Source organism: Cytobacillus sp. IB215316 (assembly GCF_033963865.1).
In the GTDB taxonomy this organism is placed as follows: Bacteria; Bacillota; Bacilli; order Bacillales; family SM2101; genus Nanhaiella; species Nanhaiella sioensis.
The window spans coordinates 440,176-463,889 of record NZ_JAXBMC010000002.1 but is presented as its reverse complement, the minus strand read 5'-3'; the positions used below and the strand labels follow the sequence as shown (position 1 = coordinate 463,889).

At 33.3% G+C, this 23,714-nt stretch carries 16 protein-coding genes; 8 read left to right on the top strand and 8 right to left on the bottom strand.

The window, feature by feature from the left end:
• Positions 1-101: 101 nt before the first annotated feature.
• A complete protein-coding gene (locus SLH48_RS06465) occupies positions 102-1,796 on the top strand; it encodes a M3 family oligoendopeptidase (RefSeq protein WP_320257468.1) in 1,695 nt (564 codons plus the stop codon).
• A 271-nt stretch (positions 1,797-2,067) separates the two neighbouring features.
• The gene (gene map / locus SLH48_RS06460; protein WP_214482128.1) at positions 2,068-2,832 is read left to right on the top strand and encodes a type I methionyl aminopeptidase; all 765 of its coding nucleotides are present in this window, start codon (positions 2,068-2,070) and stop codon (positions 2,830-2,832) included.
• A gap of 738 nt (positions 2,833-3,570) precedes the next feature.
• Here map and SLH48_RS06455 read toward each other — a convergent pair.
• Positions 3,571-5,130, bottom strand: a complete 1,560-nt coding sequence (locus SLH48_RS06455) for an ATP-binding protein (protein ID WP_320257467.1) — start codon at positions 5,128-5,130, stop codon at positions 3,571-3,573.
• A gap of 696 nt (positions 5,131-5,826) precedes the next feature.
• On the opposite strand from SLH48_RS06455, the gene SLH48_RS06450 reads away from it, so the two are divergent.
• Positions 5,827-6,900 (top strand): Xaa-Pro peptidase family protein, encoded by a 1,074-nt coding sequence (locus SLH48_RS06450; protein ID WP_320257466.1) that lies wholly within the window; start codon positions 5,827-5,829, stop codon positions 6,898-6,900.
• Between the two features lie 279 nt (positions 6,901-7,179).
• Here the strand turns inward: SLH48_RS06450 and SLH48_RS06445 are convergent, their stop codons facing one another.
• Positions 7,180-9,324 (bottom strand): ATP-dependent Clp protease ATP-binding subunit, encoded by a 2,145-nt coding sequence (locus SLH48_RS06445; RefSeq protein WP_320257464.1) that lies wholly within the window; start codon positions 9,322-9,324, stop codon positions 7,180-7,182.
• Positions 9,325-10,155: 831 nt separating this feature from the next.
• On the opposite strand from SLH48_RS06445, the gene SLH48_RS06440 reads away from it, so the two are divergent.
• The gene (locus SLH48_RS06440; RefSeq protein WP_214482132.1) at positions 10,156-11,244 is read left to right on the top strand and encodes a GerAB/ArcD/ProY family transporter; all 1,089 of its coding nucleotides are present in this window, start codon (positions 10,156-10,158) and stop codon (positions 11,242-11,244) included.
• A 73-nt stretch (positions 11,245-11,317) separates the two neighbouring features.
• Here SLH48_RS06440 and SLH48_RS06435 read toward each other — a convergent pair whose 3' ends face one another.
• The gene (locus tag SLH48_RS06435) at positions 11,318-13,054 is read right to left on the bottom strand and encodes an aromatic amino acid hydroxylase (protein ID WP_320257583.1); all 1,737 of its coding nucleotides are present in this window, start codon (positions 13,052-13,054) and stop codon (positions 11,318-11,320) included.
• A gap of 460 nt (positions 13,055-13,514) precedes the next feature.
• Between SLH48_RS06435 and SLH48_RS06430 the strand changes: the two genes are divergently transcribed.
• The gene (locus SLH48_RS06430) at positions 13,515-13,964 is read left to right on the top strand and encodes a VanZ family protein (protein WP_320257463.1); all 450 of its coding nucleotides are present in this window, start codon (positions 13,515-13,517) and stop codon (positions 13,962-13,964) included.
• 29 nt (positions 13,965-13,993) lie between these two features.
• Positions 13,994-14,806: a DUF2268 domain-containing putative Zn-dependent protease gene (locus SLH48_RS06425; protein ID WP_320257462.1), complete on the top strand. Its 813-nt coding sequence runs from the start codon at positions 13,994-13,996 to the stop codon at positions 14,804-14,806.
• Between the two features lie 174 nt (positions 14,807-14,980).
• On the opposite strand, the gene SLH48_RS06420 is transcribed toward SLH48_RS06425, so the two are convergent.
• From SLH48_RS06420 to SLH48_RS06405, 4 genes are all read right to left on the bottom strand, one after another.
• Complete coding sequence (locus SLH48_RS06420; protein ID WP_214482135.1) at positions 14,981-16,093, bottom strand: Ger(x)C family spore germination protein; 1,113 nt, start codon at positions 16,091-16,093, stop codon at positions 14,981-14,983.
• Positions 16,086-17,168, bottom strand: coding sequence for a GerAB/ArcD/ProY family transporter (locus SLH48_RS06415; RefSeq protein WP_320257461.1), 1,083 nt, complete (start codon positions 17,166-17,168; stop codon positions 16,086-16,088). Before SLH48_RS06415 ends, SLH48_RS06420 begins: the two co-directional genes overlap by 8 nt.
• A gap of 77 nt (positions 17,169-17,245) precedes the next feature.
• Positions 17,246-18,733, bottom strand: a complete 1,488-nt coding sequence (locus SLH48_RS06410; protein ID WP_320257460.1) for a spore germination protein — start codon at positions 18,731-18,733, stop codon at positions 17,246-17,248.
• Between the two features lie 155 nt (positions 18,734-18,888).
• Positions 18,889-19,968 (bottom strand): GerAB/ArcD/ProY family transporter, encoded by a 1,080-nt coding sequence (locus SLH48_RS06405; protein WP_320257459.1) that lies wholly within the window; start codon positions 19,966-19,968, stop codon positions 18,889-18,891.
• A gap of 622 nt (positions 19,969-20,590) precedes the next feature.
• Between SLH48_RS06405 and SLH48_RS06400 the strand changes: the two genes are divergently transcribed.
• Positions 20,591-20,809: a hypothetical protein gene (locus SLH48_RS06400; protein ID WP_214482139.1), complete on the top strand. Its 219-nt coding sequence runs from the start codon at positions 20,591-20,593 to the stop codon at positions 20,807-20,809.
• Between the two features lie 637 nt (positions 20,810-21,446).
• The gene (locus SLH48_RS06395; protein ID WP_214482140.1) at positions 21,447-21,905 is read left to right on the top strand and encodes a hypothetical protein; all 459 of its coding nucleotides are present in this window, start codon (positions 21,447-21,449) and stop codon (positions 21,903-21,905) included.
• A 234-nt stretch (positions 21,906-22,139) separates the two neighbouring features.
• Here the strand turns inward: SLH48_RS06395 and SLH48_RS06390 are convergent, their stop codons facing one another.
• A complete protein-coding gene (locus SLH48_RS06390; protein WP_320257458.1) occupies positions 22,140-23,675 on the bottom strand; it encodes an esterase/lipase family protein in 1,536 nt (511 codons plus the stop codon).
• Positions 23,676-23,714: the final 39 nt, after the last annotated feature.

The window sequence follows — 23,714 nt, the reverse complement described above, 5'->3', positions numbered from 1 at the left end:
TGGGTATTAAATTGATATTTTTCGAATATTGTTTAGAAGGACTTTCATAAACAATGTAGAATAGTAGAAGTGGTTCAAAATAAAAATAAGGTGGGGAAAATATGAAATTTGAAACTTATACATACGAACGCCCAAATATGAAAGAAATTGAAGCCCAATATCATTTGGCTATTAACAAATTCAAAAATGCTAGTAATGTAGATGAGCAAGAACTAGCGATGAACGACATAAACAATATTCGTAATGATGTGAGTTCAATGTTTAACCTTTGTTATATCCGTCATAGCATCGATACAGAGGACGAATTTTACAAGCAGGAACAGGATTATTTAGATGAAGTTCAACCTTTGCTTCAAGGGTTAATATCGGATTATTACAAAGAACTTGTCAATTCTAAGTTTAGAGTTGAGCTAGAGGAGAAGTGGGGTAAGCAATTATTTGCATTAGCTGATGCTGAATTAAAAACATTTTCACCTGAAGTAGTAGAAGATTTACAATTAGAAAATAAATTATCCACAGAATATACAAAGTTGATAGCTTCTGCAAAAATTATGTTTGAAGGAGAAGAGCGTACACTTGCTCAGCTAGGTCCATTTGCTGAATCCACTGATCGAGAAATGAGAAAAAAGGCAAACGAAGCACGGTTTGGCTTCTACAAAGAGCATGCTGAACAACTGGATGATATATTCGATAAGCTAGTTAAAGTACGTACAGAAATTGCCGTAAAACTAGGATATAAAAATTTTGTTGAGTTAGGGTACTATCGAATGACAAGAACTGACTATAATGCAGATATGGTTAAAAATTTCCGAGACCAAGTGAAGGAATATATTGTTCCATTAGCTACTAAATTACGGGAACGTCAACAAGAGCGCATTGGGGTCGATGCTTTAAAATATTACGATGAAGGCTTTCAATATAAAACTGGTAACGCAACACCAAAAGGAAGTCCAGAATGGATTATAAATAACGGTAAGAAAATGTATGAAGAATTATCTCCTGAAACAAACGAGTTTTTCAACTATATGATTGATAATAATTTAATGGATCTCGTGGCTAAAAAGGGTAAAGCAAGTGGTGGGTATTGCTCCTATATAGAAAACCATAAGTCGCCATTTATCTTTTCAAATTTTAATGGTACTTCAGGCGATATTGATGTACTAACACATGAAGCGGGGCATGCTTTTCAGGTGTATGAGTCTAGAAATTATGAGATCCCAGAATATAATTGGCCTACTTTTGAAGCTTGTGAAATACACTCAATGAGTATGGAATTCTTCACTTGGCCATGGATGGAGCTATTTTTCGAAGGAGATACGGAAAAGTATAAATTCTCTCATTTAAGTGAATCGTTATTATTTCTTCCTTATGGAGTTGCAGTTGATGAATTCCAACATTTTATTTATGAAAATCCAGAAGCTACACCGAAAGAAAGGAAGTTGGCTTGGAGAGACTTAGAGAAAAAATATTTACCACATCGAGATTATGATGGAAATGAATATTTAGAACAGGGTGGTTTTTGGCAACGTCAAAGTCACATTTATCAAACTCCGTTTTATTATATTGATTATACGCTTGCGCAAATTTGTTCTTTCCAATTTTGGAAAAGGTCAAGAGAGGATCAGCAATCTGCTTGGAATGATTATGTTCATCTTTGCAAACAGGGAGGAAGTCAATCATTTACAAATCTTGTAAAAGTTGCGAATTTAACATCTCCTTTCGAAGAGGGCTGTGTCCAATCAGTTGTAGGTGAAATTGATGCATGGTTAAGTGGAGTAGAAGATAAAAAATTGTAATCGTTGTAATGTGTTTAGAGGCTGTTGATCTATACAACAGCCTCTTTTACAATGGTTGATTTTGTTTATCGTACTTAGAGATTAACGAGTATACTAACTAGTGCTTGTGGCATCATTTCTTCTCTTTAACAGTTCGCATATAACCTCAACTTGTTGTTATAATTAACATTAACAAGTAACTTCCACAAGAGAAAAAATCAAGTCTTTGGTGTCATTTTTTAAATCATAACAATATGAATATTAGAGAAGTAAACAGAAAAGGAGACATGCGATGATTCAGTTAAAAACATCTAGAGAAATAGCATTAATGGAAAAGGCAGGTGCTTTATTAGTTTCATGTCATAAAGAGATTGCAAAACTAATTAAACCAGGTATATCAACATATGAAATAGACCAATTCGTTGAAAGATATTTAAAGGAACACGGAGCTACTCCTGAACAAAAAGGATTTCGCGGTTACGAGTTTGCTACATGTGCATCCCTAAATGATGAAATTTGTCATGGATTTCCTCGCAAGAAGCCTTTGAATGATGGGGACATTGTCACGATTGATATGGTCGTTAATTTGGATGGGGGATTAGCAGATTCAGCTTGGACATATGCAGTCGGACAAATCAATGACAAAACAGAAAAATTACTATCCGTAACGAAAGAAGCTATGTACAAAGGAATTGAAAAAGCACATGTTGGGAATAGAATGGGTGATATTGGTCATGCCATTCAAACATTTGTCGAAAATGAGGGGTTTTCAGTCGTACGAGAATTTGTTGGACACGGAATTGGACCAACTATTCACGAGGAGCCTCAAGTGCCTCACTTTGGTTTACCACATAAAGGATTGAGGTTAAAGGAAGGTATGGTAATCACCATAGAACCTATGGTGAATGTTGGTGCCTGGCAATCAAAAATGGATGATAATCATTGGACTGCCCGTACGATTGATGGGAGTCTATCAGCACAATATGAGCATACTATTGCAATTACTAAAGATGGACCTCAAATATTAACTGACCAACAAGAAAGAACTAATGTATAGATACATTATAACTTAAGGGTGCCTACAATGGTTTGTTACAACCTGAAAGAGCTGTTAACAAGATATATTCCAAAGAATAACAGTCTATTTGATTAAACATATTTAAGAGTCAATTGTAGTGGCTGTAACTTCAATTATAAAATTCATTTGAGTAAGTTGTGAAAAAAATATTTTGCACTAATTAAAAATAGAGCAGGATACAAGCCTATAATAATATTAACGAGGTAAGACATTGTGCAGTAAAATGCATTCTTCTTATAAATATGGTAAGCAATCAGTGCAAGTAACGATCCAAAGTAAGAAAGTGTACTGAAGAATAAGTGACCATTCTTTGCATCTAATAATTTTAATAGGAAATAACCGAGTGTTGAACCATTTAAGAATAGGATAATGTAGGAAGTAAATAACAAACATATATGTATGTTCTTCATGTAAACACCTCACCCATAATCTTATGAACAATTAAAAACATCTAGAACAGAAAAAAGCACGAATTGAAAAGGTAAATCATATTTATTTTAAGTTTATTCCAAAAAATTATAACCAAGTGATGAAGCGGTAAGGCTATACAACTTTTAAAGGTTGAATAAGATAAAAAAGACCTCATCTTTTATGAGGTCTTTTTTTAGTGATTTTATATTATTGAAGTATGTAATGGTTAACTAAGACAACAGATGTTAAAAGAGAAATGATTAGATGAAACTATTAATAATATTGTTCACAAACAAAAAAATACGTCTATTGTAGTGGAAGCAGGATCGCTACAGTTGTTCCTTCATTCTCTTTGCTAGTAATAGATAGTTCTCCTTTGTGGTCTTGAATAATCTTTTGGCTTATCATCATCCCAAGACCTGTCCCACTTTCTTTCGTAGTGAAGAACGGGTTGCCTATGTTCTCAATAATTGAACTTGGTATACCTTGTCCATCATCTTGTACCTCAATTAGCAGGTTATTACTTGTGCTCGTACAGAGTAAGTGAATGGTTCCACCTGTTGGCATTGCTTCAATGGAGTTTTTTAACAAATTTATAAACACTTGCTTTAACTGGTTCGCCTCACATGTAAGGAGAGTAGATTTATTTGAATTCTCGTAATGGATATTGACGTCACGTAAATTACATTCTGATTGAAACAGTAGAATGACGTCTTCAATAATTGTATTGATCTTTACTTGTTCGTATTTTACTGCTTGTGGCTTGGCTAAGATTAAAAACTCACTAATAATTAAGTTTATACGTTTTAGTTCATCTAATATTAATTTGGAATAATATTTATACGGATTATTTTTATCACTATCTATAATTTTCATGAATCCTGATATGACTGTTAATGGGTTACGGATTTCATGTGCAACTCCTGCAGCCATTTCACCCACTACTGCAAGTTTTTCAGACTGAATAAGCCTTGCTTCTGTTTCTTTTTTACTACTAATATCTCTGGCTATGACTGAAATAGCGATGATTACTTGTTGGTCATTGTAAATGGGTGATAATGTGATTTCAGCATCTACTTCTTTCCCATGTTTACCTTTATCACTGAATGGTAATGCAACAATCCTTTCTCCAGATAAGACTCGTTGTAATAATTCATTTCTTTCTTCACGTTTGAAGTTGATTTTTTCAATGTGAAATCCTACAGCTTCTTCGTAGGTCCAACCGTAAATTCGTTCAAATGCATCGTTCATCATAATTATAGTCCCATTTATATCTAATAACAGAATAGCATCGTTTGAATTTTCAAAAAAAGATTGGAAGTATTCTTGAATAGATATCAATTGTTGCTTCATTATTTGTTCGCTATGTTGAGCGCTTAACCAGAGCTGTCTCGTATTAATTGCCAAAAAAATAAAAAATATCGTAGTTAATACGGTGAAGTAACCGAAATAGATATCTGTTGTTGTCGAAGGAGTTGCAAAATTTTCTTCGTAATTTGTTACAAAGAAAAATATTAGCATGCAGGTAGCAATTGCCCCAGAAAAAATGATAGGTAGAACTTGATGATAAAGGGTGGTAACTATGATCCCAAATATGATTAGAAAATAGTTCCCACTGTTAGGTGAGAAGAAGTTTAGAACAAAAAAATATGTGAACAATGAAATGATGATTACATACATCGTCAAAGTTGGATTGGCAGCTAGAAATATAAAGCTATATATTAAAAAAAGTAGGGCTATTCCAATCAGCATGATAGTGTGAAACTCATTTATATAAATGGAGATAGCTAATTCTATTGCGTAAACAATGGATAGCATTTTACTTAAAAACTTGTTCCTATTATGGATAAATTCTTGTACATTCACTCGTCATCAGTCCTATTTATATAAGTATCTTAATATTACCATAATTATGAAGTATAATGATATGAAAAATCTAAAATTTCTAATAATTAAGAAAGGAAAAATGTATGCACTAATTTATACAGTGAGTAGTAAGTGTTGTAAAGATTTTTTTACATTGGCGCTTTTCATAAGTTTTTCTTGTTAACGAAGGTGCCTTTATGATTCAATTTTGAGTCTTAAGAGAGACTCGGTAGTCATGAGCGTTGATAGTTCCTCTCGTGATTTTTTAGTAGTAAAGGAATTCAAGTGATTTAGGCAAATATTAGCTGCTTGGCATAATAACTGCATATATAGTTTTAGTAAAGGCTTTTTTTCACATTGATTTTTGTTTATCATACTTAGAAAAAACACACAAACAACTAGCATTCGTTGAACCTTTTCTTTTCTAAAAATGATAAAAATCATTTCATTGACTTAGTGACTTAGATATAGGATGTAAAATTCAATAAAATTTACGAAAGGCTGTTTTACGCATTAATTATTGCTTTTCGTAATAAGAGTTGTACACAAATATAACTACCGTTAAGGGCATATTTTCTTCTCTAAATGATAAAAGTCATGTCGTACACATCAGTTTCTCAAATGTAAGTTAAAAAAATAAACTAAGTTTATGAGAAGATCCTTACGAAAAGAGCTAAAAAAAGAGGGGGAGATATGATGGATAAAGTTAAAGAACTTAGGAAACTACTTCTAGAACTAAACTTAGATGGAATTCTTATCACTAGTGCTCAAAACAGGCGGTATATAACAGGCTTTACTGGTTCTGCTGGAGTTGTACTTATTTCAGCAAATGAAGCTAAGTTACATGTGGATTTTCGTTATGTAGAGCAAGCGACCAAACAGGCAATTGGGTTTGACATTGTTAAACACAAAAGCAACACGATAAATGAGATCGCCAATAGTGTGTCGGTGCAGTCGGAACTTATCGGTATTAAGAAGTTAGGTTTCGAACAAGAGCATCTATCATTTGGTGCATATAAAACGTATGAAGAAACTCTTTCCTCTCAGCTAGTTCCAACATCAGGGATTATTGAAAAGTTAAGGATGATAAAAACAGATGAAGAAATTGATACGATTAAAACAGCAGCAAAAATTGCTGATGGGGCATTTAATCATATACTAGAATTTATACGCCCAGGTATTAGCGAGAAAGAGATAGCTAATGAATTAGAATTATTTATGAGAAAGCAAGGGGCAGACTCGTCATCATTTGATACGATAGTAGCATCGGGCTATCGGTCTGCATTTCCACACGGTGTTGCTACTCCAAAGATTATTGAGTATGGAGAGATGGTAACGCTAGATTTTGGTGCTCTTTATAAGGGATACCGATCAGATATTACTCGTACGATTGCTATAGGTGAGCCTGATGAACAATTAAAAGAAATTTATTCTATTGTTAAAGAAGCACTATCGTTAGGTGTAAAAGGAATGAAACCAGGTTTATCATGTAAAGCTGGTGATAAAATTGTTAGAGATTACATTACTGAAAGAGGTTATGGAGAATATTTTGGTCATGGGACTGGTCATGGCCTTGGTCTAGATTTACATGAACTTCCTTTTTTATCAGCTGTAGCTGACCATGTCTTACAACCAAACATGGTTATAACAGTAGAACCTGGGATTTATATCCCTCGTTTTGGCGGTGTAAGAATTGAAGATGACATTGTCATAACAGATAAAGGTAGTGAGCGGTTAACACATGCAACAAGAGAGCTAGTTTTCATATGATAGGAAAAAGGTAAACAACAAAAAAATACCGTATAGAGAGAATTGTCTCTTCTATACGGTACAAATTTAACATTTAATCTTCGATTCTATTAAGGAAAGGCTTTAGTGAAACTTTGTTGCTAAAATTAGCAAAGCAAGCTGGTGTTATATACGACTGTCATCGTCTTATGATAGAAAAGAGGTGACACGTATAGTAGTTGTATAGATTGTTTTTTTATAGTTCGAAGCAGCATTTGTCGTTGTGAGATATTTCTAAAAAGCTGATTTTAGCCTTTAGACTTATACAATTTGCTTTTCAACTACCTTAACTGTTATTTTTTCTGCTCTTATATCTGTGTGGAACTCTGTAACATCTTGGTTTTCGAGCAGTAAATCAGCGATTTGATCCTCAAGCTGTTCTTGGATGACTCTACGTAGTGGTCTAGCTCCAAATTGAGGGTGATAGCCTAATTCAGCAATTTTTTCAATCGCTTCTGATGAAACAGTTAATATTAAATTTTGATCTTTTAATGTTTGTTCTAGTTCTGAAATTAATAGCTCTACTATTTTCTGTAACTGTGCTTTTTCCAATTGATTGAATTCGATAATGCTATCAAATCTGTTCAAAAATTCTGGTTTAAAGAATGAACCTAACGTATTTAGAATATTACTTTCTTTAATAGCATCGGTTCCGCTATGTTCAAAGCCTACTGTAATTGTTTTATGTGATGTTCCAGCATTACTGGTCATTATAATTACTGTATCTTTGAAGCTAACTGTTCTACCTTGGCTATCAGTAAGACGGCCATCTTCTAAAATTTGAAGAAACATATGTTGCACATCAGGGTGTGCTTTTTCAATTTCATCTAATAAAATGATACTATAAGGATTTCTGCGGACTTTTTCTGTTAATTGACCTGCATCTTCGTGCCCAACATATCCAGGAGGTGAACCTATTAATTTTGATACCGAATGTTTCTCCATAAATTCACTCATATCGAAGCGTATCATCATGTCCTTAGAGCCAAACAATTCTTCTGCTAAAGTTTTTGTTAGTTCCGTTTTTCCGACACCTGTTGGACCTACAAATAGAAATGATCCAATTGGACGATGTTTTGCTTTTAGTCCAGCTCTGCTTCGACGAATGGCTTTTGCAACCTTCTTAACAGCTTCCTCTTGTCCTATTACTTTTGATGATAAGTTTTTCTCCAAGTTTTTCATTCTATTATGTTCATCTTGTTGTAACTTCCCAACTGGGATACCTGTTTTTTCTTCAATAATTTTTTGAATAACTTCCGTATTTACCAATGCTTTCTCTACATTATTTTGATCTTTTAATTGTTTTTCTAGCTTGATTTCTTCGTGTCGTAAATTTGCAGCTTCTTCGTAATTTTCTTGATTTGCTGCAATCTCCTTTTCTTTTGTTATTTGAGATAGGCGATCTTGTATAGCTTGTTCATCGGTGTGACCAAACTCTAAATTAATTTTCGATCCAGCCTCGTCAAGTAGATCAATAGCTTTATCAGGTAAGAAGCGATCTTGGATGTAACGGTGTGATAAAGTGACACATTGTGTGATTGCTTCGTCAGTATATTTTACATGATGGTAGTTTTCGTATTTTTCTTTAATACCATGTAATATTTGTTCCGCTTCATCAGTTGTTGGTTCTGCTACAGTAACCGGTTGAAAGCGTCGTTCCAAAGCAGCATCCTTCTCAATTTTGCGATATTCATTAAGCGTTGTTGCTCCAACCACTTGCAACTCGCCCCGAGCAAGTGCTGGTTTTAGGATGTTACCTGCGTCCATAGAGCCTTCGGCTGAACCAGCTCCAACTAATAAATGGATTTCATCAATGAAAAGAATAATATTTTTTCTTCTTTGAAGCTCTCCAATGATTCTTTTTATACGGTCTTCGAATTGACCACGCACACCAGTATTTGCTACTAAAGATGCAACATCAAGTAAATATACCTCTTTATTTAACAGTTTAGTCGGGACATTATTGTCAGCTATTTTTAACGCTAAACCTTCTGCTATTGCTGTCTTACCAACACCCGGTTCACCTATGAGTACGGGGTTATTTTTGTTGCGTCGATTTAGAATTTCAATTACTCTATTTATTTCTTTGTCTCTACCGATAACAGGGTCAATTAAGCCTGCTTTGGCAGCATGTGTGATGTTGCGTCCAAATTGATCTAATAATCCTCCTCTGCCTCCATGTTGAGTTTGTTTGCTATGTTCTTTGGACTCGGATGATGATTGAGAACCTTGAAACATGTGCTCAAAAGGAAATTGCGAAAACCCTTGGAAGCCAGAGGGTGTATTTAATTTATTACGTTCATTGATAAAGCATTCTTGGCATAAAGGTAATTGTTCCTGGTTACCGTTTATGTTCAGTTTAACTACAATAGCAGCTTCTTTATTTTTACAAACTTGACATTCCATAACATAAAACCTCCATATTTAAAATTTATTGTTATTAATAAACTCTGATATCAGTTGAAATACAATTTAGTTTAGACTTTGACTAACTTTGACTTTTAATATGAAAAATAGACCGATTGAATCGGTAGGTGTTTGACTAACTTTGACTTTATTATACTCTGACCTTTTTTGACATTCAACTATTTTGTCTTGATTTCTAATAATTTACTTAAGGGCCATAAATGTTATTGGAATGTCGTACTAGAAAACATGGTGAACTTCTTCCATTAGCATGAACTACGGTAAAATTGATTGCCTATATAAAGGCTCTTCTCGTAAACTTTGTTGCTTTTTTTTACTAAGAATGGACAGTATGATAAGTTTTACAACTCCATTAATTTAAGAGTAGAAAAGATCATGAGCAATTGGTATTCCCGTGTCTATACCTAATTAAAAAAACAACAATCGATGCGAAACGAATATGAAGATTTTAGCTAAAAAAATGGAAGTGTAAAGGCTATATAAGAAGTGATAGTCATGCATTAAATGTAGATTATGGAGAGAAGTAGGAATAATTTAGGTAATTATCATCATACTAACATCAAAGGAATAAATATGTAATTATTTAATTCAAGCTCATTTATTCTTTTCAGTTTTAGTACTTCAATAGAAAAGGTTCTTTTCGAAAACTCTGTTGCTTTTTTAACTTACATTAGGGCAACTGTTGTGTAGTATATGATTTTGGCAGTCTTTAAAGAAAAAAGTCGCCTATCGTGTTTAGTTCCAATTGGGGAGAGCAACAATGAAAGCTAAAAAACGGCCAACAAAATCAATAAGCAAATGAGGCACATGATGAAAGAGGGACTCAGTACATTTCAGGTTGCAATAATGGTCTTTATGATACAAACAGGCATTGATCAATTAAGCTTACCACGTTATACCGCAGAAGCGTTTGGGACAAATGGGTGGATTGGAATCTTAATATTTTCTGTGCTTGTCATTTTGAATTTAATACTTATAGCGTTAGTATTTCGTTTTGGAAAAGATAAAACCATATTTGAAATATTAGAAGACGTAATATCACCAATTCTTGTAAAGCCACTATATGTTTTTTTAGCTTTGTTGTGGAGTACAACTGGGGTCTTAGTTTTAAAGTATTATGACTTATTGTTACGTACCTTATATTATCCAACTATGCCTTCACTTTTATTTATTATCTTTACTTTAGTGATTACATATTGGCTAGTTAGAAGTGGAATATACCATATCGGGAAAACAACGGTTGTATTTTTTGGGCTTACTATATGGATTGTGTTGTTGTTTTTCTATTTAACACCTGAATTTAGGATTTTAAGATTTACACCCTTTATTTTTGAAGGGGAGAAAAAGATTATTGATGGCGGTTTTGGTGTGTTAGATGCTTTTTTAGGTTATGAGCTAGTTATTTTAATCATCCCATTTATGATGAAAAAGAAATCAGCTTTTAAAGCATTGATGTTCGGGAATATCATTACAACATTCATTTTTCTTGTAAATAGCTTTGTTGCTTACGGATATTTCAGTTATGACCAATTGGTAAATGACACGTATCCATTCATTACTATGATTGAATATTTTCAATTGCCTTTTTTTCAACGCTTAGATGGATTTATTGTTAGCTTATATTTCCTAAGAGTATTGATAACTATCGTTGTTTATTACTGGTCTGCCGATTTAGTACTTAGACATGCTGTGCCATCAATTAAGCCTCGTTATACCCTCTTGTTTTTAATAATTTTAACTTTTTGTTTGTCCTTCATACCAAATCTCTCAAGAGAGTTAGATGAATGGGATATTTGGTTAGGATTAATAGAAGGGGTGGTATCGATTGCTCTGCCTGTCTTTTTATTATTGTTACTTAGTATTTCTCATGTAATAAAGAAAAGAAAAGGTGTGTCATAAAACACATGTTCAATGATCAATAGAAAAAACGAGCAGCTATTTAATTTCATAGCGCTCGTTTTCATACCGTCAACTAGATTAATTTCAAACCGTTTTCGATGAGTTGAGATAATGCCTTTTCTTCACTTTTTAAGCGGTTTAAGTCATTATGAAGTTTTTCTTGACCTTCAGGATTCAGATCATTTTCAGCTAGAAGCTCTAAAATTTCTAAGCGTAATAACCAATCATTATGGAAGTCTTTATCTAGTTGATTTATCACTTCTAGTAAAGCTTCAGATGAATTTGAATGAATACTAATATCTTCTCTAATTTCACGTACTTTTGTATATAAATGATCTAGTGGGCTTAAGGAGTTAGTTACGTTAGAATTAACCTCTTCGTCCTCTACTATGCTTTCTGATGAAAAATAAGCTTCAGGATCTGCTGCACCAGCATAAACAGATGTAACGTGTGACCCAACAGCCATATCATACATACCCCAATCTGGTTGGAAAAGTGTTTGATCGCCATATGTGACTGAAGCTTCTTTGAAACGAATGAGAATTACTTTACTGTTCTTTCTTATCACTTCATGAACAATTCCAGCAACGATGACACCGCTTTCAAACTGTAGTGTTGCTTTGTCACCAATAATAATTCCATGCTGCTCTAATTCAACATCAGTTAGGTCTTCTAAAGGTTTATCTTCTCCTTTTAGCTTTCCAATTGGTGATCCGAAGCCATCAGCATGAACATCTTTCCCATGATTAGCAAGTTGTTTGTCATCAAATGATAAGATGGATTCGCCTGACGTATTTAAATAAACTGCTTCTTGTTTTTCACCCTTTATTAGTTTTGAAACAGTCCCAGTCAACTGTAAGCCTGAACTATACTCAACTGTTGCAGTTGCACCAGATTGCACAGCTTTTTCTAGACTCTCTGTGCCACCGACATAAAATGCCATCCGCTTTGAATATTCTTTGACAGCATCAATTAATTGATCAAAATCTTCGCAAACAAAAAGTTGAGGCTGTTTTGTTGTAATATCGAAACCAGTTGAAATAACATGATCTAGATCAAATGGAATTTTTTTAACTTCATCTGTTAAACAACTGCTACTTTCTCCAACAGATGATAATAGGCCTGCACCATATATTTTAGGATCGTTGATGCTTCCTATTAGTCCATATTCTACTGTCCACCAGTAAAGTCGTGATATTTCTTCAGCTTCAGAGATTTGTGTAACAGCTTTCTGTTTTTCTGCAAGAATTCTTTCAGCTTCAGCAATCTCTTCTTCAGTTGTGCTTCCTTTTTCTAATAAATTAGATAATGTACGAACAGCTTCAAAAACATCATGTTCTTCCTTTGTTGCGATAGCTTTTCGTCCAATTTCACCAAATGTTTTGACGTATTCAGCATATTTTTTATCACAAAGAATTGGTGCATGCCCTGCAGCTTCATGAATAATATCAGGAGCAGGTGTATATTCGATGTTTTCTAATTTCCGAATATCAGTTCCGATCGGGAGTAACCCATGGGCTTGGAAGTCAAAGAAAATTACTCCTGGAATATATCCATCTATTGCAACCGCACCCCAATTAAATGGCTGAAGGCTATTATGCATTTCTTCCACTCTAGGTATACGTTCAATGTTCATGCCTGAGGCTGTAACACCATTTGTATAAGCTTCGTGAGCGACATCTTTAAAGAAATTTACATTTTGTCTCATCACATAACGCCAAACAGCGTGATTAATAGGAGTGTACGCATCGTACTGCTGATCAATAACATACTCTCTTAAATGAGCTGGAATCTCGCTTTTTTTTACTATATTCATTGTTATTTCCTCCCTTACAAATAAAAAGTTGAGATTAGTTATTTGTGTCAAAATGGTGACGGTTATTATTATATCACACAAACGCTTTTAAGCTGTTGTGTGATAAAGAAATTTTAAATTTCTTTACTTATTAAATAATGTATGCACGAAAACATAAGATAAATGCTTCGTTTTAGACTATAAATGCTAGAACCTCCTTAATTAATTTAATATTATATATGTGTTAGAATTCGTGTTATTTAATGATTAATATAATATTTCAATATTTAATATAGAAATCCTGTCTTGTATTCTAATATTTTTGAATAATTAAAAATTATACAGATTATTTTTGAATTTTGTGTGTTTTTTTGATTATACTAATTTTACCAAAGGATATATGGTATGATATGAAGAGATTCATTTATTAATTTAGCTGCTTTGTTAGTTACAAAAAAGTAGGGGAATAGGTATGTTGGATACGACAAATTTGGCAAAGGATAAGAAAATCATATATGCATGGTTGTTATTTGGCATTTATTTTTTGATGCTCATTTACATGATGTTCTTTGGATTTTCTAGAAGTAGTTTTGAAGAATCTTCGTACAACCTTATTCCATTTAAAACAATAGGTAATTATGTGAACAATATTGGACACTATAGTGCACGTGTAATAATGATAAACCTAATTGGGAATATCATTGTTTTTATACCTTTCGGATTATTTTTGTCTTTATTGATCCCTAAGCTACGAAAAAGCAGTTTATTAATTTTAGTATTCATATGGTTGATTAGCAGTCTGGAATTACTTCAATTTGTTTTTAGCTTAGGTAGTTTTGATATTGATGACATTTTGTTAAATACAGTAGGTGCTTGGCTTGGATTAAAGGTGCTTCTAACAGTTAGAATGGCATTGGAAAATTAAAGATAATAATGGAAGGAGCTTATTTCATTATGGTATCTATTACTCAATTCGCCCCCTACAGCTTAATAGAAAAAAAGGATTACTTAGCACATTTAGTTCGCGATCATGGCTTTAATTTCGAATTCAAAGAAGAGAGCAGTAAAGGTAGTAGCTCTTTAATTGATGATATAAACCATCATAAGTTGCAAACATTAACACGTGAAGAGCTTGTTGCATTACAATGGAATGAAGGGTTAATTGAAGCTGTTATCCAAAATGTCATGAGCCTAGTGTCAAAATATATTTATGTCGAAGACGTAGAAATAACAATAGTCCCAGCTCTTGCAAAACCTCATCATATACCTCAGTCACTTTGTATTTTTACCTATATAAATCTTCATGGTAATATACTCATTTCCGTTCCACCAAACCCAGATCTCGATTACTTAAAATACGTTTTAGCACACCAAGCTTTTTACTCTTCTCCACAAAGCCCAGTTAATCAGTTGAACGACAATTTTACTTTAGCTGATTGGTTTAAACTGGAGGGGGCAGCCCAGTATTTTAGTCTATCCTTCTTTGAAGATAAGCGTTGGTGGGCTGACTACACAATAGATGAAGGAAGATACTGGGCTAGTGTGAAAGGGTTGTTACAGTCAACAGATGTACAATTAAATAGGAAATTTTATTTTGGGTATTATGACGATGATATACCTACATATACTGGACAGGCATTTGCTTATAATACTGTTATGTCATATGTAATGGGGTACCCTATTAACTCTTTTACAGAGTTATTCAATATTGATGTACAACATCTATATGAAAATTGTGAGGACCGTCTTTCACCATGTAATGTATAATTGTAAGCTAACTTAAATAGTGCAGGCTCTTTTCGTAAACTTTGCTGTTTATTTATCAATAAATTTATAGTGTGAATGAGAAAACACCTTAACGAAAAATAACGAATGGCAGATCTTAGATAGGTCTGCCATTCGTTATTGTAACACTATAAGTCAGCGTGGATCAGTCCTCAACTAGTTGCTCACGTCATCCTGATTAAATTTACCTATGTTTCGTATTTTTACATCTGATTTAATTGTGACGTCAATTTCTGGGTACACTTTATCCCAATCAAGGCTTTTCCACTCTTCATATGTAAGACTATTTCTAATTTTTTGGCCTAAGCCTATCACGTCAACATTATTCTTTTGTAGAAACTTCATTACAGCCATAGTTTCTTTATCAACAAGCTCTTTTATTATTTTTTCTAGTTTCTTTTGTTCTTTAGGTTCTTCAATATTCAAGTCACCGGTATACTCTTCTAAAGAACCAGTAACATGGATATCAATTTCTACTGAAAAGTGATCATCTTCTTTTTTGGTAATATGTATTTTATGTTTGTTACGAACATATGAAAGGTGAATATGATCTGCAATATCTCCCTTCATTAAATCGATATCAAGTAATCCTTTACGAAAGTTTTCTCTTAAAAAAAATAAGTAGACAGCTTGTTTTCTTGAGATCGTCGTAATAAGTTTATCTTCATTAAACAAGGCAAAGCTGTCAAACTCAATATTATTTGAAGTTGCTGTAAATACTGGTAAAAAGGGGTCAATGCCATCATCAAAGTAAGATCTGGAAAATTGATATAAATTAACAGATGGAAAAACAAATGTCTTTTCGAACTTATTTAACATTGTATCTAAATATAAACCTAAGTTAGGTTCTTTTTCTAATTTCTTTGTAATGATTTGATCTGCTTTTCCTTTTGTTACAGCTAGCTTAACTCTAGAGCCAATGCTAGGATCTCGTAATGCTGTATGAATAATCGGTAAGATACCTTCTTTTGCGAGTTCCTCCCCAAATAACATAATTTCAAGCTGACCATTTACGATCTCAAAGCTTGATTGCGCCATCGTATCAATCTCAATATCTTTCGTTGAATTCCCAGAAGCTTGCAGTGTTTCAAAAACGTTACCAGTTTCTGTAGCGCGTGGATATAAGGCTGTAACATCAAGATAAGCATCCTCCTCTTCAGAAAGGTCATAACCTATTGCATTGATCATAGCTAAGTCATCGATTCCATAACTAGTATAACAGCCACTTAATAGGACAATGCATATTGTTACAAAGAATATGTTACGCATTTGTTTTCCTCCTCATATGTGTGATGCTTATAAGTACTATAAGGATAATTGGTAATAAAATAGCTATTGCGATTTCAATTCGTGCAAGAATTGTTAAGACTAATTCAACCTCTCTTATCAATGTCAGGTTCAAAGAAATTATAAACGTAACGATTAACAATAATGCAAATGAACGATTTGGCTTTATTTTTGGCAATGCGTGTTTAATAGCTTCGTTTGCTGACCAATAATACATCACGACAGTAACTAAAACAGATAAAGAAGCTAAATTATACAGAAAGCCTTCAATTCGTTCCACAAATGGAAATCTAATATAATCAAGCAATGTCAACGAAGGAAATGATTCATTTCTTAAATAATCAAAGCTAAAATAACCAAAAGATACAATGCAAACGAAGAAGTAGACCATCGTTGTAATAACATTTGCATAGAAAAATGCTTTAACTGTAGATTTTTTTACTGCTAAATAAGGAAATAATAGCAAGATAATTTCATACCCTAAAAAAGCAGTAAACACTCCGCTACCACCTTCAATTATTTTTTTGCTGCCTTCAAAAACAAATGGTGTAAATCGAAAGAACTTAAATTCAGAAAGGTGGAATAATAATAAAGGTACAGTCCATATCGATAAATAAAAGAATATAACGGTTGCTTTACTAATATGATAAATGCCACTCGTAACGAGCCAATACGTTAATAATATTGATAAAAAGACATATCCTGTAAATGGCATCGTAGGATAATATAGCATTCTTAACAACATTTCAAAATCCTTTGCGATAACAACAGCCAATGTACCCCATTGCAGAGCTAAAAGGAGATAAAAAGGTCGCAACAATGATATTGGTAAAGCATCCTCAAATATGTTAAATATCGATCTCCCTTTACCGAAGTGAAAAACGAGACTAATGAGTACTATATTTAACATGACAATTAAGGAGATAAGTAAAACTCCAATCCACCCATTAGTTCCAAAAGCATCAGCTGCTACACGAGGTAAGCTGAATAAAATAATCCCTGATTGAACCATATGGATAAGTATAGCTGTTGGAAAAGGTTGGAGTTTTTCTTGCATTCATAAGTCCCCTTTTCTTACAAAATCTTGTTGTTTAAGCTACTCTCAACTAGCTCTTTAAGGGTAGGATTTTGTCGTTATTTTAATTTTTTTCTTGTATCATTTGTAGGGCTACTTATGTTAGGGCGGGTATTAAAAATACTAAGAGGCCCTCTAATGATTGTATCTTTCCAACCACTAGGATTTGTTGGTGAAATAGGCCAAAAATAAGGTGCTTTTAAGTTAGTTAATCCAGTAAGGTGAATAACTAAACAAGCTATGCCAAATACAATACCTAAGTTACCTAACAAACCAGCTAATAAAATAAAACCAAACCGAATAATTCTAATAGAATTACTCATGACATAACTAGGTATGACAAAAGAAGAGATAGCAGAAATTGAAACAGCTATAATTAAGATATTACTTGTAATACCAGCGTCTACTGATGCTGATCCAATGACAATTCCACCAACAATGCCGATTGTTTGACCAATCTTAGTCGGTAGACGTGCTCCAGCCTCTCTTAATAGTTCAATGGTAAATTCCATCAACAATGCTTCCATTATTGGTGGGAAGGGAACATTACTTCTTGATGTAATTAAGCTAATTAATAGTAAATCGGGTACCATTTCATAATGATATGTAGTTATTGACACATACAGAGCTGTAAAAGAAACAGTTACAAATAAAGCAAATAGGCGTAACAACCTTGTGGCAGATCCCACGAGCCACCGCTGGTTATAATCATCTGTTGACTGAAAGAAATCAAAAAAGCTCGTTGGAGCACTAAACGCATAAGGGCTGTTCTCCATCATGCCGACAACTTTTCCTTCAGTTAGTTTAGACGAAATGACATCTGGACGTTCTGTCGTATGAAATTGTGGAAAAGGTGAGTTTGGAGACTCATCGATTAATTGAACAAGCATGTTAACATCATAAATTGCATCAATCTCTATGTTTTCGATCCTTGTCTTAGCATCTTGAACAATTTGTTGATCAGCAATGCCATCAATATATAATAAATACACGTTACTTTTTCCTATTTCACCTACCGACAATTTTAGTACTTTTAAATGAGAGCTTTTCACTCTACGCCTAATTAGAGATAGATTTGTATCTATTAGTTCATTTAATGCATCATGTGGCCCTGTTATAATTGTCTCAGATTCAGCTGTTTGTATCGCGCGTGTTTCTAACTTTGTAGCTTCGAATATATACGTATTATTTTCGTGAAAAATTGCAGCATTACCATCTAAGATCGCTTTTACTACTTCTTTATTTTCATGGCTAGGCTGGAATTGGCTTTGCTGTAGAAACGAGTGCACTTCTTCAGGGTCAAGATCTTCCAATTTATCAATTACATCGCTGTTTAATGTTTGTTTGTCAACCATATACTCGAAATAGATTAGTCTTACATCGACTCGTTGACAATATTTCTTAGATATGTCAGTACAGTCTGTAAATTGCTGTTCAATATGTGAATAGGTAGGTTCAGGGTTACTATCATGCTTTTCTAATTCATTGTCGGATGTCTTCTTTTTAGCTGTATCATTTTTCATCCGCTTTTTAAAAAATGTAAACACTTTATCACCCCGAATTTATAGTAATTTCTAACTATGTGAATAAATTAGTCTTAATAAATGTTTTGTCCTTAGTATGGACTTCTATAGATACTCTATTCCAAGATAGGATATACCAATATGTCATTTTAAAATCTTGACTAGAAGATTGGGATTAATTAAACATTTTGTTTATGACGTAAATGAGATATTCCTAATGTTAATAAGAGTAGTGTAGGAAGTATTACAGCAATGATTGCTTCAGCAAAACCGAGACTGAGTAACCACTTATCAACTTCAAGAGAGCCATTAACAAATAGTGATATACAAAATGAGACGATGATTAAACTTAAAATCGATTTTCTAGGAGAAATCTTTGGAATAGCTTGTCTAAGAACTTGATCAGCACCCCAATAAAAAAAGATAACAGTGATAATCACTTCTAGTATAAAAAAGTGAAAAACAAAGCCTTCAACCCTTTCGATGAATGGAAACTCCAAATATTCAAGCATAGTTAGGATTGGGAATTTATCATTTAACAATTGTCGATAGCTAAATAAGCCAAAAGCAACAAAACAAGTACTAACATAGACAAAAGTGACAATAGCATGTCCGAGCAATACTGATTTTACAGCTGTTTTCGGTTTCAGCATATAAGGTATAAAAAGAAGGGTTAGCTCATACCCTAAAAAAGCCGATACAACTTGTATCCCACCTTTGAATAGCTCTTTATCACCTTTAAAAACAAATGGCGTTAATCTTGTAAATCTAAACTCGGGTAGAAGAAATCCTAATAATAATGTCATTAAGATGACAGCGAAGAAAACAACTGAAGCTTTGGCGATGTGATAAATTCCTCTTCGAACGAGCCAATATGTAAAAAAAAGAGACATTAATACATATATGTATGCTGTACGTGTTGGATAGAAAAATAAATTCAATTGCAATTCGAAATCTTTTGCTATTAATACTCCAAGAGTACTCCATAGTAACGCTAAAAAAAGATAAAATGGCCGCAATAAAAATTGTGGGAGTCCTTCATCCAAAATCTTAAAAATTGATTTTCCATTGCTATAAAAGAAGACTAAACCAATTGCTAATATGTTCACTGCTACTAGTAGAGATACAATTATTACCCCAATCCATCCATTCGTCCCAAAAGTCTCAGCACTGATACGAGGTAAAGTAATGATGGTAATTCCAATTTGTATCATATAAACAACGATAGTGACTTGATAAGGATGAAGTTTTTCTTGCATGTTGTATCTCCTTATTTTGTTACATGTTTTATGGAGCTTTGATTAGTATTAGCAATTGAGCTTTAACTATTCAAAGAACAAATACGATGTAGGATCGAAACAATATAGGTGAAACGTGTATTTAGAGAAGTATTATATGAGAAGTCTAGAACTATGCTGCTCATTGTTATAGGCACTTTTCGTAAACTTTGTTGTTATTTTTTCACTTACATTTAAGTAACTGATGTGTTTTAGATAACTTTATAACCTTTGAGAAGTAAAGAAGCTCCGAACGATAGTTATATTTGTGTTTACCTCTTTTTACGGAAAGCAACTATTAATGTGAAAACTTCCTATAACAAACACCTAAACATAGGCAAAGAAAATTTTTGATAGGCATAGGGGGATGTCCATACCGATTATTTACTACATACATATAATAGATAGAAGCGGAAGGATGCTGTTAAATATGTTCAGACAGTTACCCTATATTAAAAAGTAGCTCTTTGCATCGGTATTAGGCTATTTTTTAGAATGGGTAATAAACATCAATATAAAATCACAGTAATTGAGTATTGATAAACCTTTTCTAGTATCGCTATTTATCCTTCTCGCAAGATTTAGTTAGAAAGGAGGAATAAATATGCTACATGAAGAACACATCAGTAATTTAACAAATAGGTACTATTATCAACCCGTTAGAGTGATGGGAGTTGGCGGCTGGAGTTATGATGGAGTCATCGAAGGTAGGACTGGAACGGGTTTATTTGTTCGTGGTCGTGGTGGAAGAAGGTTCTTTCCATTTCGTGCTGTCGCAACGATCTTTTTGTTGAGTGCATTATTCCGTCGTCGCCGTTTCTAATTTCCACATACTAAAAGGCTATATTCCCATTGATTGTTGTTTTTTGTATTAAGAAATAAGTACGATAGGCATCTTTGTTCTACATCGTTAACTAACAATGTAAACCACTTATTTGGTACTATTTTGATAACAATAGCAACAAAGTTACGAAAAGAGCCTAATAAAATTAATGTTAGAGGGGATTAATCCCACAGTCAAGATAGCATTTTTCGTTCAATATATATATTGATTGTGGGATCCACCTAACATGTAAAAGTATTGTTAGAGGATAAATAAATCAGTTGTTTATCTCTAATTTATAGCATTTTTTGGTTTTGAAGCTTCTTGTGAATCTTACTAAGGAAAAGAATAAATTATAGCATCGATTCATTAATGTGAAAAACGAGAATGTATAGCTGAGTAATGATGATATCGTATAGGTTGTTTATTAATGCTAAAGAATAACCACACATACATTCAGCCTTTGTGCTATTTTTATTCTTATTTTTATGATAGTCGTGTAATATATACAAAAAGAGCCTTAACAATGACTTCGTAATAGGGCAAAATATAAAACCTTTTATTAAGTATTATCATTTTATAGCTATAGGTATTTTCTATATAATGGATGTAATAACATTTACATAGGAGAGGGCACATGAATCAAAAAATTAGAGTGTTAGAAATTCGGCTAAATGATCGTTATAAAGACTATCCTGCATTATATCATTATAAAGATATCGATCGAGAACAAATATTTGTCAGACGTGAATGTGAGTATTATGTGAAGGACGGCATTGTATATGAACAAGTATCATCAGCATTAGAAGAGGACCGTTTTGTTTTATATGTGAACAAAATTGGAGATGATACGATCGATCCCAATGCACGTGTGAGAGAAAACTTATGTGTGGAAGTAAGGGAGTATAGGAGGATTGGAGAGCAAAAGCTTCTTAAAATATATGATTGTCGTGACCATATGGATGTTTTAGGATATATAGGTAATTCATTTATATATATAGAAGGAAAAGAGTATAAAAGGTCGTCGGTAGAGGCAGATGAGGATCGGCAAACATATATTTTATACGTAAATGATACTGGTACTGTCCTTGAATGATATATGAGTAGAAATTTAATGGGTACGTAAAATATATAGAAGAAAAAAGAGCTTGAATATTGTTTCAAGCTCTTTTACGCAACAGATTAGTTTAATAGATAAAAGATTAATGTTAAATACGAGAATAACCTAATTTTACTTATTTTGTAATGAAGGATAAAGTCGCAAATTATTATATTCTAAATCCTCTTGAATTAATTATCTACGAACCTAATTCAACAAAACAAATTGACTTTAATTTTCATCATATTGATAATAAGATTTCACAGCAGTTCGGTAAAATGTTTCACCATTCTCAGTCGTTCCAACAATTTCATAGGTGACATTGTACGTATCAGCTTGGATTATATCAAGAATTTCATTAGAAATATCTCTAGGTTTTTTTTGCTTAGATTTATTTTTCTTCACTTTCTTATCAATCTTTAATTTTTTATCTTTTTTATCTTTTTTATCTTTATTTTTAACTTCTTTTTCAAGCTCTCCCCAACCTAAGTTAAGTGCATTTGACCCTTGAAAGTTTGTAACTATAAAGTAGGCATCATCGTTGCTACTATTTAAATCTATTTGCCATTCTCCGGCACCAGGTTGGTCTATAGTAAATGTTTGAATGTAAGTGTTTTTAAAGTAATTCTCCCCCTCAGATTGGATATATTGCTTTGATTTTTTTGTATACTCTTTTCCTTTCGGAGAAATAAGCTTTACATTCACATCTTCGCTAGCTGTTAATATTTGAAATACAACTCTATTATTATCAGATTCTACAGGGATAAGTTCTTCTACTAGTTGATTAGTAGATAAACTACCGCCTCTTAATAATTGTTCAGGTACATATTGTGAGTCAGATGAAGCAGCTGTGAACCAATTTGCCGATGTGTGAGCAGATGTATCATTTAACAAAGTTGCGATTCTATCAAAGGAGCTGTTGCCCATACGAATATTATCGTGATCTATGTCGTCTCCTCCACTAAAAAAGTGAGTGCCATACGGAAGCTTAGAACTCCATACAGGAACAAGACCATCGTTATCACCGCCTATATACGCACCACCAAACCAAAGAGCAGAAAAGAAAGGCCCCCATCCAGTGCCAGAAGCAGTATAATAGTTATTTTTGTATGCGCTTTCATTTTCGTCGGTAATTAGACGGAATTTTTCCATTTCCCCTGTTTGCATTACATATGTTCCTTCATCAGTTCTGCCAATCAAGTCTGCTAACCAATTTGCCCAAGAACTATATGCCAAATCAGCTAAAGGAGAACCATAGTGTGGAGAAGATAATGTTATGACGTCGTTTACGTATGGCCATGCTCCAAAATGGACGAGCGCTGTTTGTGAATCGACCCCTCCTTTACTATGAGCGATAATAGTAACTTGCTCTCCAAAATAGTTGTAAATTTCCTCTAACATCGATGCTAGCATTTGACCATTATGCCACATATCCGCAGCATCTCCACCAGTTGCATCCTCAAGTTGTACAAAAGCTGTTCGATAGCCATTAGTATATGCATAATTGTACATATCGTTTTCACCGTAATAAACTGTCTCTTCCCACCAATCCTTAGCGTTTCCGTGTAAACCTTGGACGAATACGAGAGGAGATTTGTTCATATTCACATTGTCGGGTAAAGCCCCTAAATACCAAGTTCCAGGCGTATTGGTTACATTAATTGGTTTTGGAATTGCATCTGTTACAATAGCACCTTTTACAATACTTGATGGAAATACTAGCATCGTAGTTAATAGCACGATTAATAGATAAGTACGGATTTTCATTTTTCCAACTCCTTTTATTCATATTTACTACTATATAGT

Bases quoted from the DNA above. Each gene is read 5' to 3' on its own strand.
- SLH48_RS06390 (WP_320257458.1), bottom strand. From the start codon at position 23,675: ATGAAAATCCGTACTTATCTATTAATCGTGCTATTAACTACGATGCTA.
- SLH48_RS06450 (WP_320257466.1), top strand. From the start codon at position 5,827: ATGGATAAAGTTAAAGAACTTAGGAAACTACTTCTAGAACTAAACTTA.
- SLH48_RS06415 (WP_320257461.1), bottom strand. From the start codon at position 17,168: ATGCAAGAAAAACTCCAACCTTTTCCAACAGCTATACTTATCCATATG.
- SLH48_RS06440 (WP_214482132.1), top strand. From the start codon at position 10,156: ATGAAAGAGGGACTCAGTACATTTCAGGTTGCAATAATGGTCTTTATG.
- map (WP_214482128.1), top strand. From the start codon at position 2,068: ATGATTCAGTTAAAAACATCTAGAGAAATAGCATTAATGGAAAAGGCA.
- SLH48_RS06400 (WP_214482139.1), top strand. From the start codon at position 20,591: ATGCTACATGAAGAACACATCAGTAATTTAACAAATAGGTACTATTAT.
- SLH48_RS06445 (WP_320257464.1), bottom strand. From the start codon at position 9,324: ATGGAATGTCAAGTTTGTAAAAATAAAGAAGCTGCTATTGTAGTTAAA.
- SLH48_RS06395 (WP_214482140.1), top strand. From the start codon at position 21,447: ATGAATCAAAAAATTAGAGTGTTAGAAATTCGGCTAAATGATCGTTAT.
- SLH48_RS06420 (WP_214482135.1), bottom strand. From the start codon at position 16,093: ATGCGTAACATATTCTTTGTAACAATATGCATTGTCCTATTAAGTGGC.
- SLH48_RS06405 (WP_320257459.1), bottom strand. From the start codon at position 19,968: ATGCAAGAAAAACTTCATCCTTATCAAGTCACTATCGTTGTTTATATG.
- SLH48_RS06425 (WP_320257462.1), top strand. From the start codon at position 13,994: ATGGTATCTATTACTCAATTCGCCCCCTACAGCTTAATAGAAAAAAAG.
- SLH48_RS06465 (WP_320257468.1), top strand. From the start codon at position 102: ATGAAATTTGAAACTTATACATACGAACGCCCAAATATGAAAGAAATT.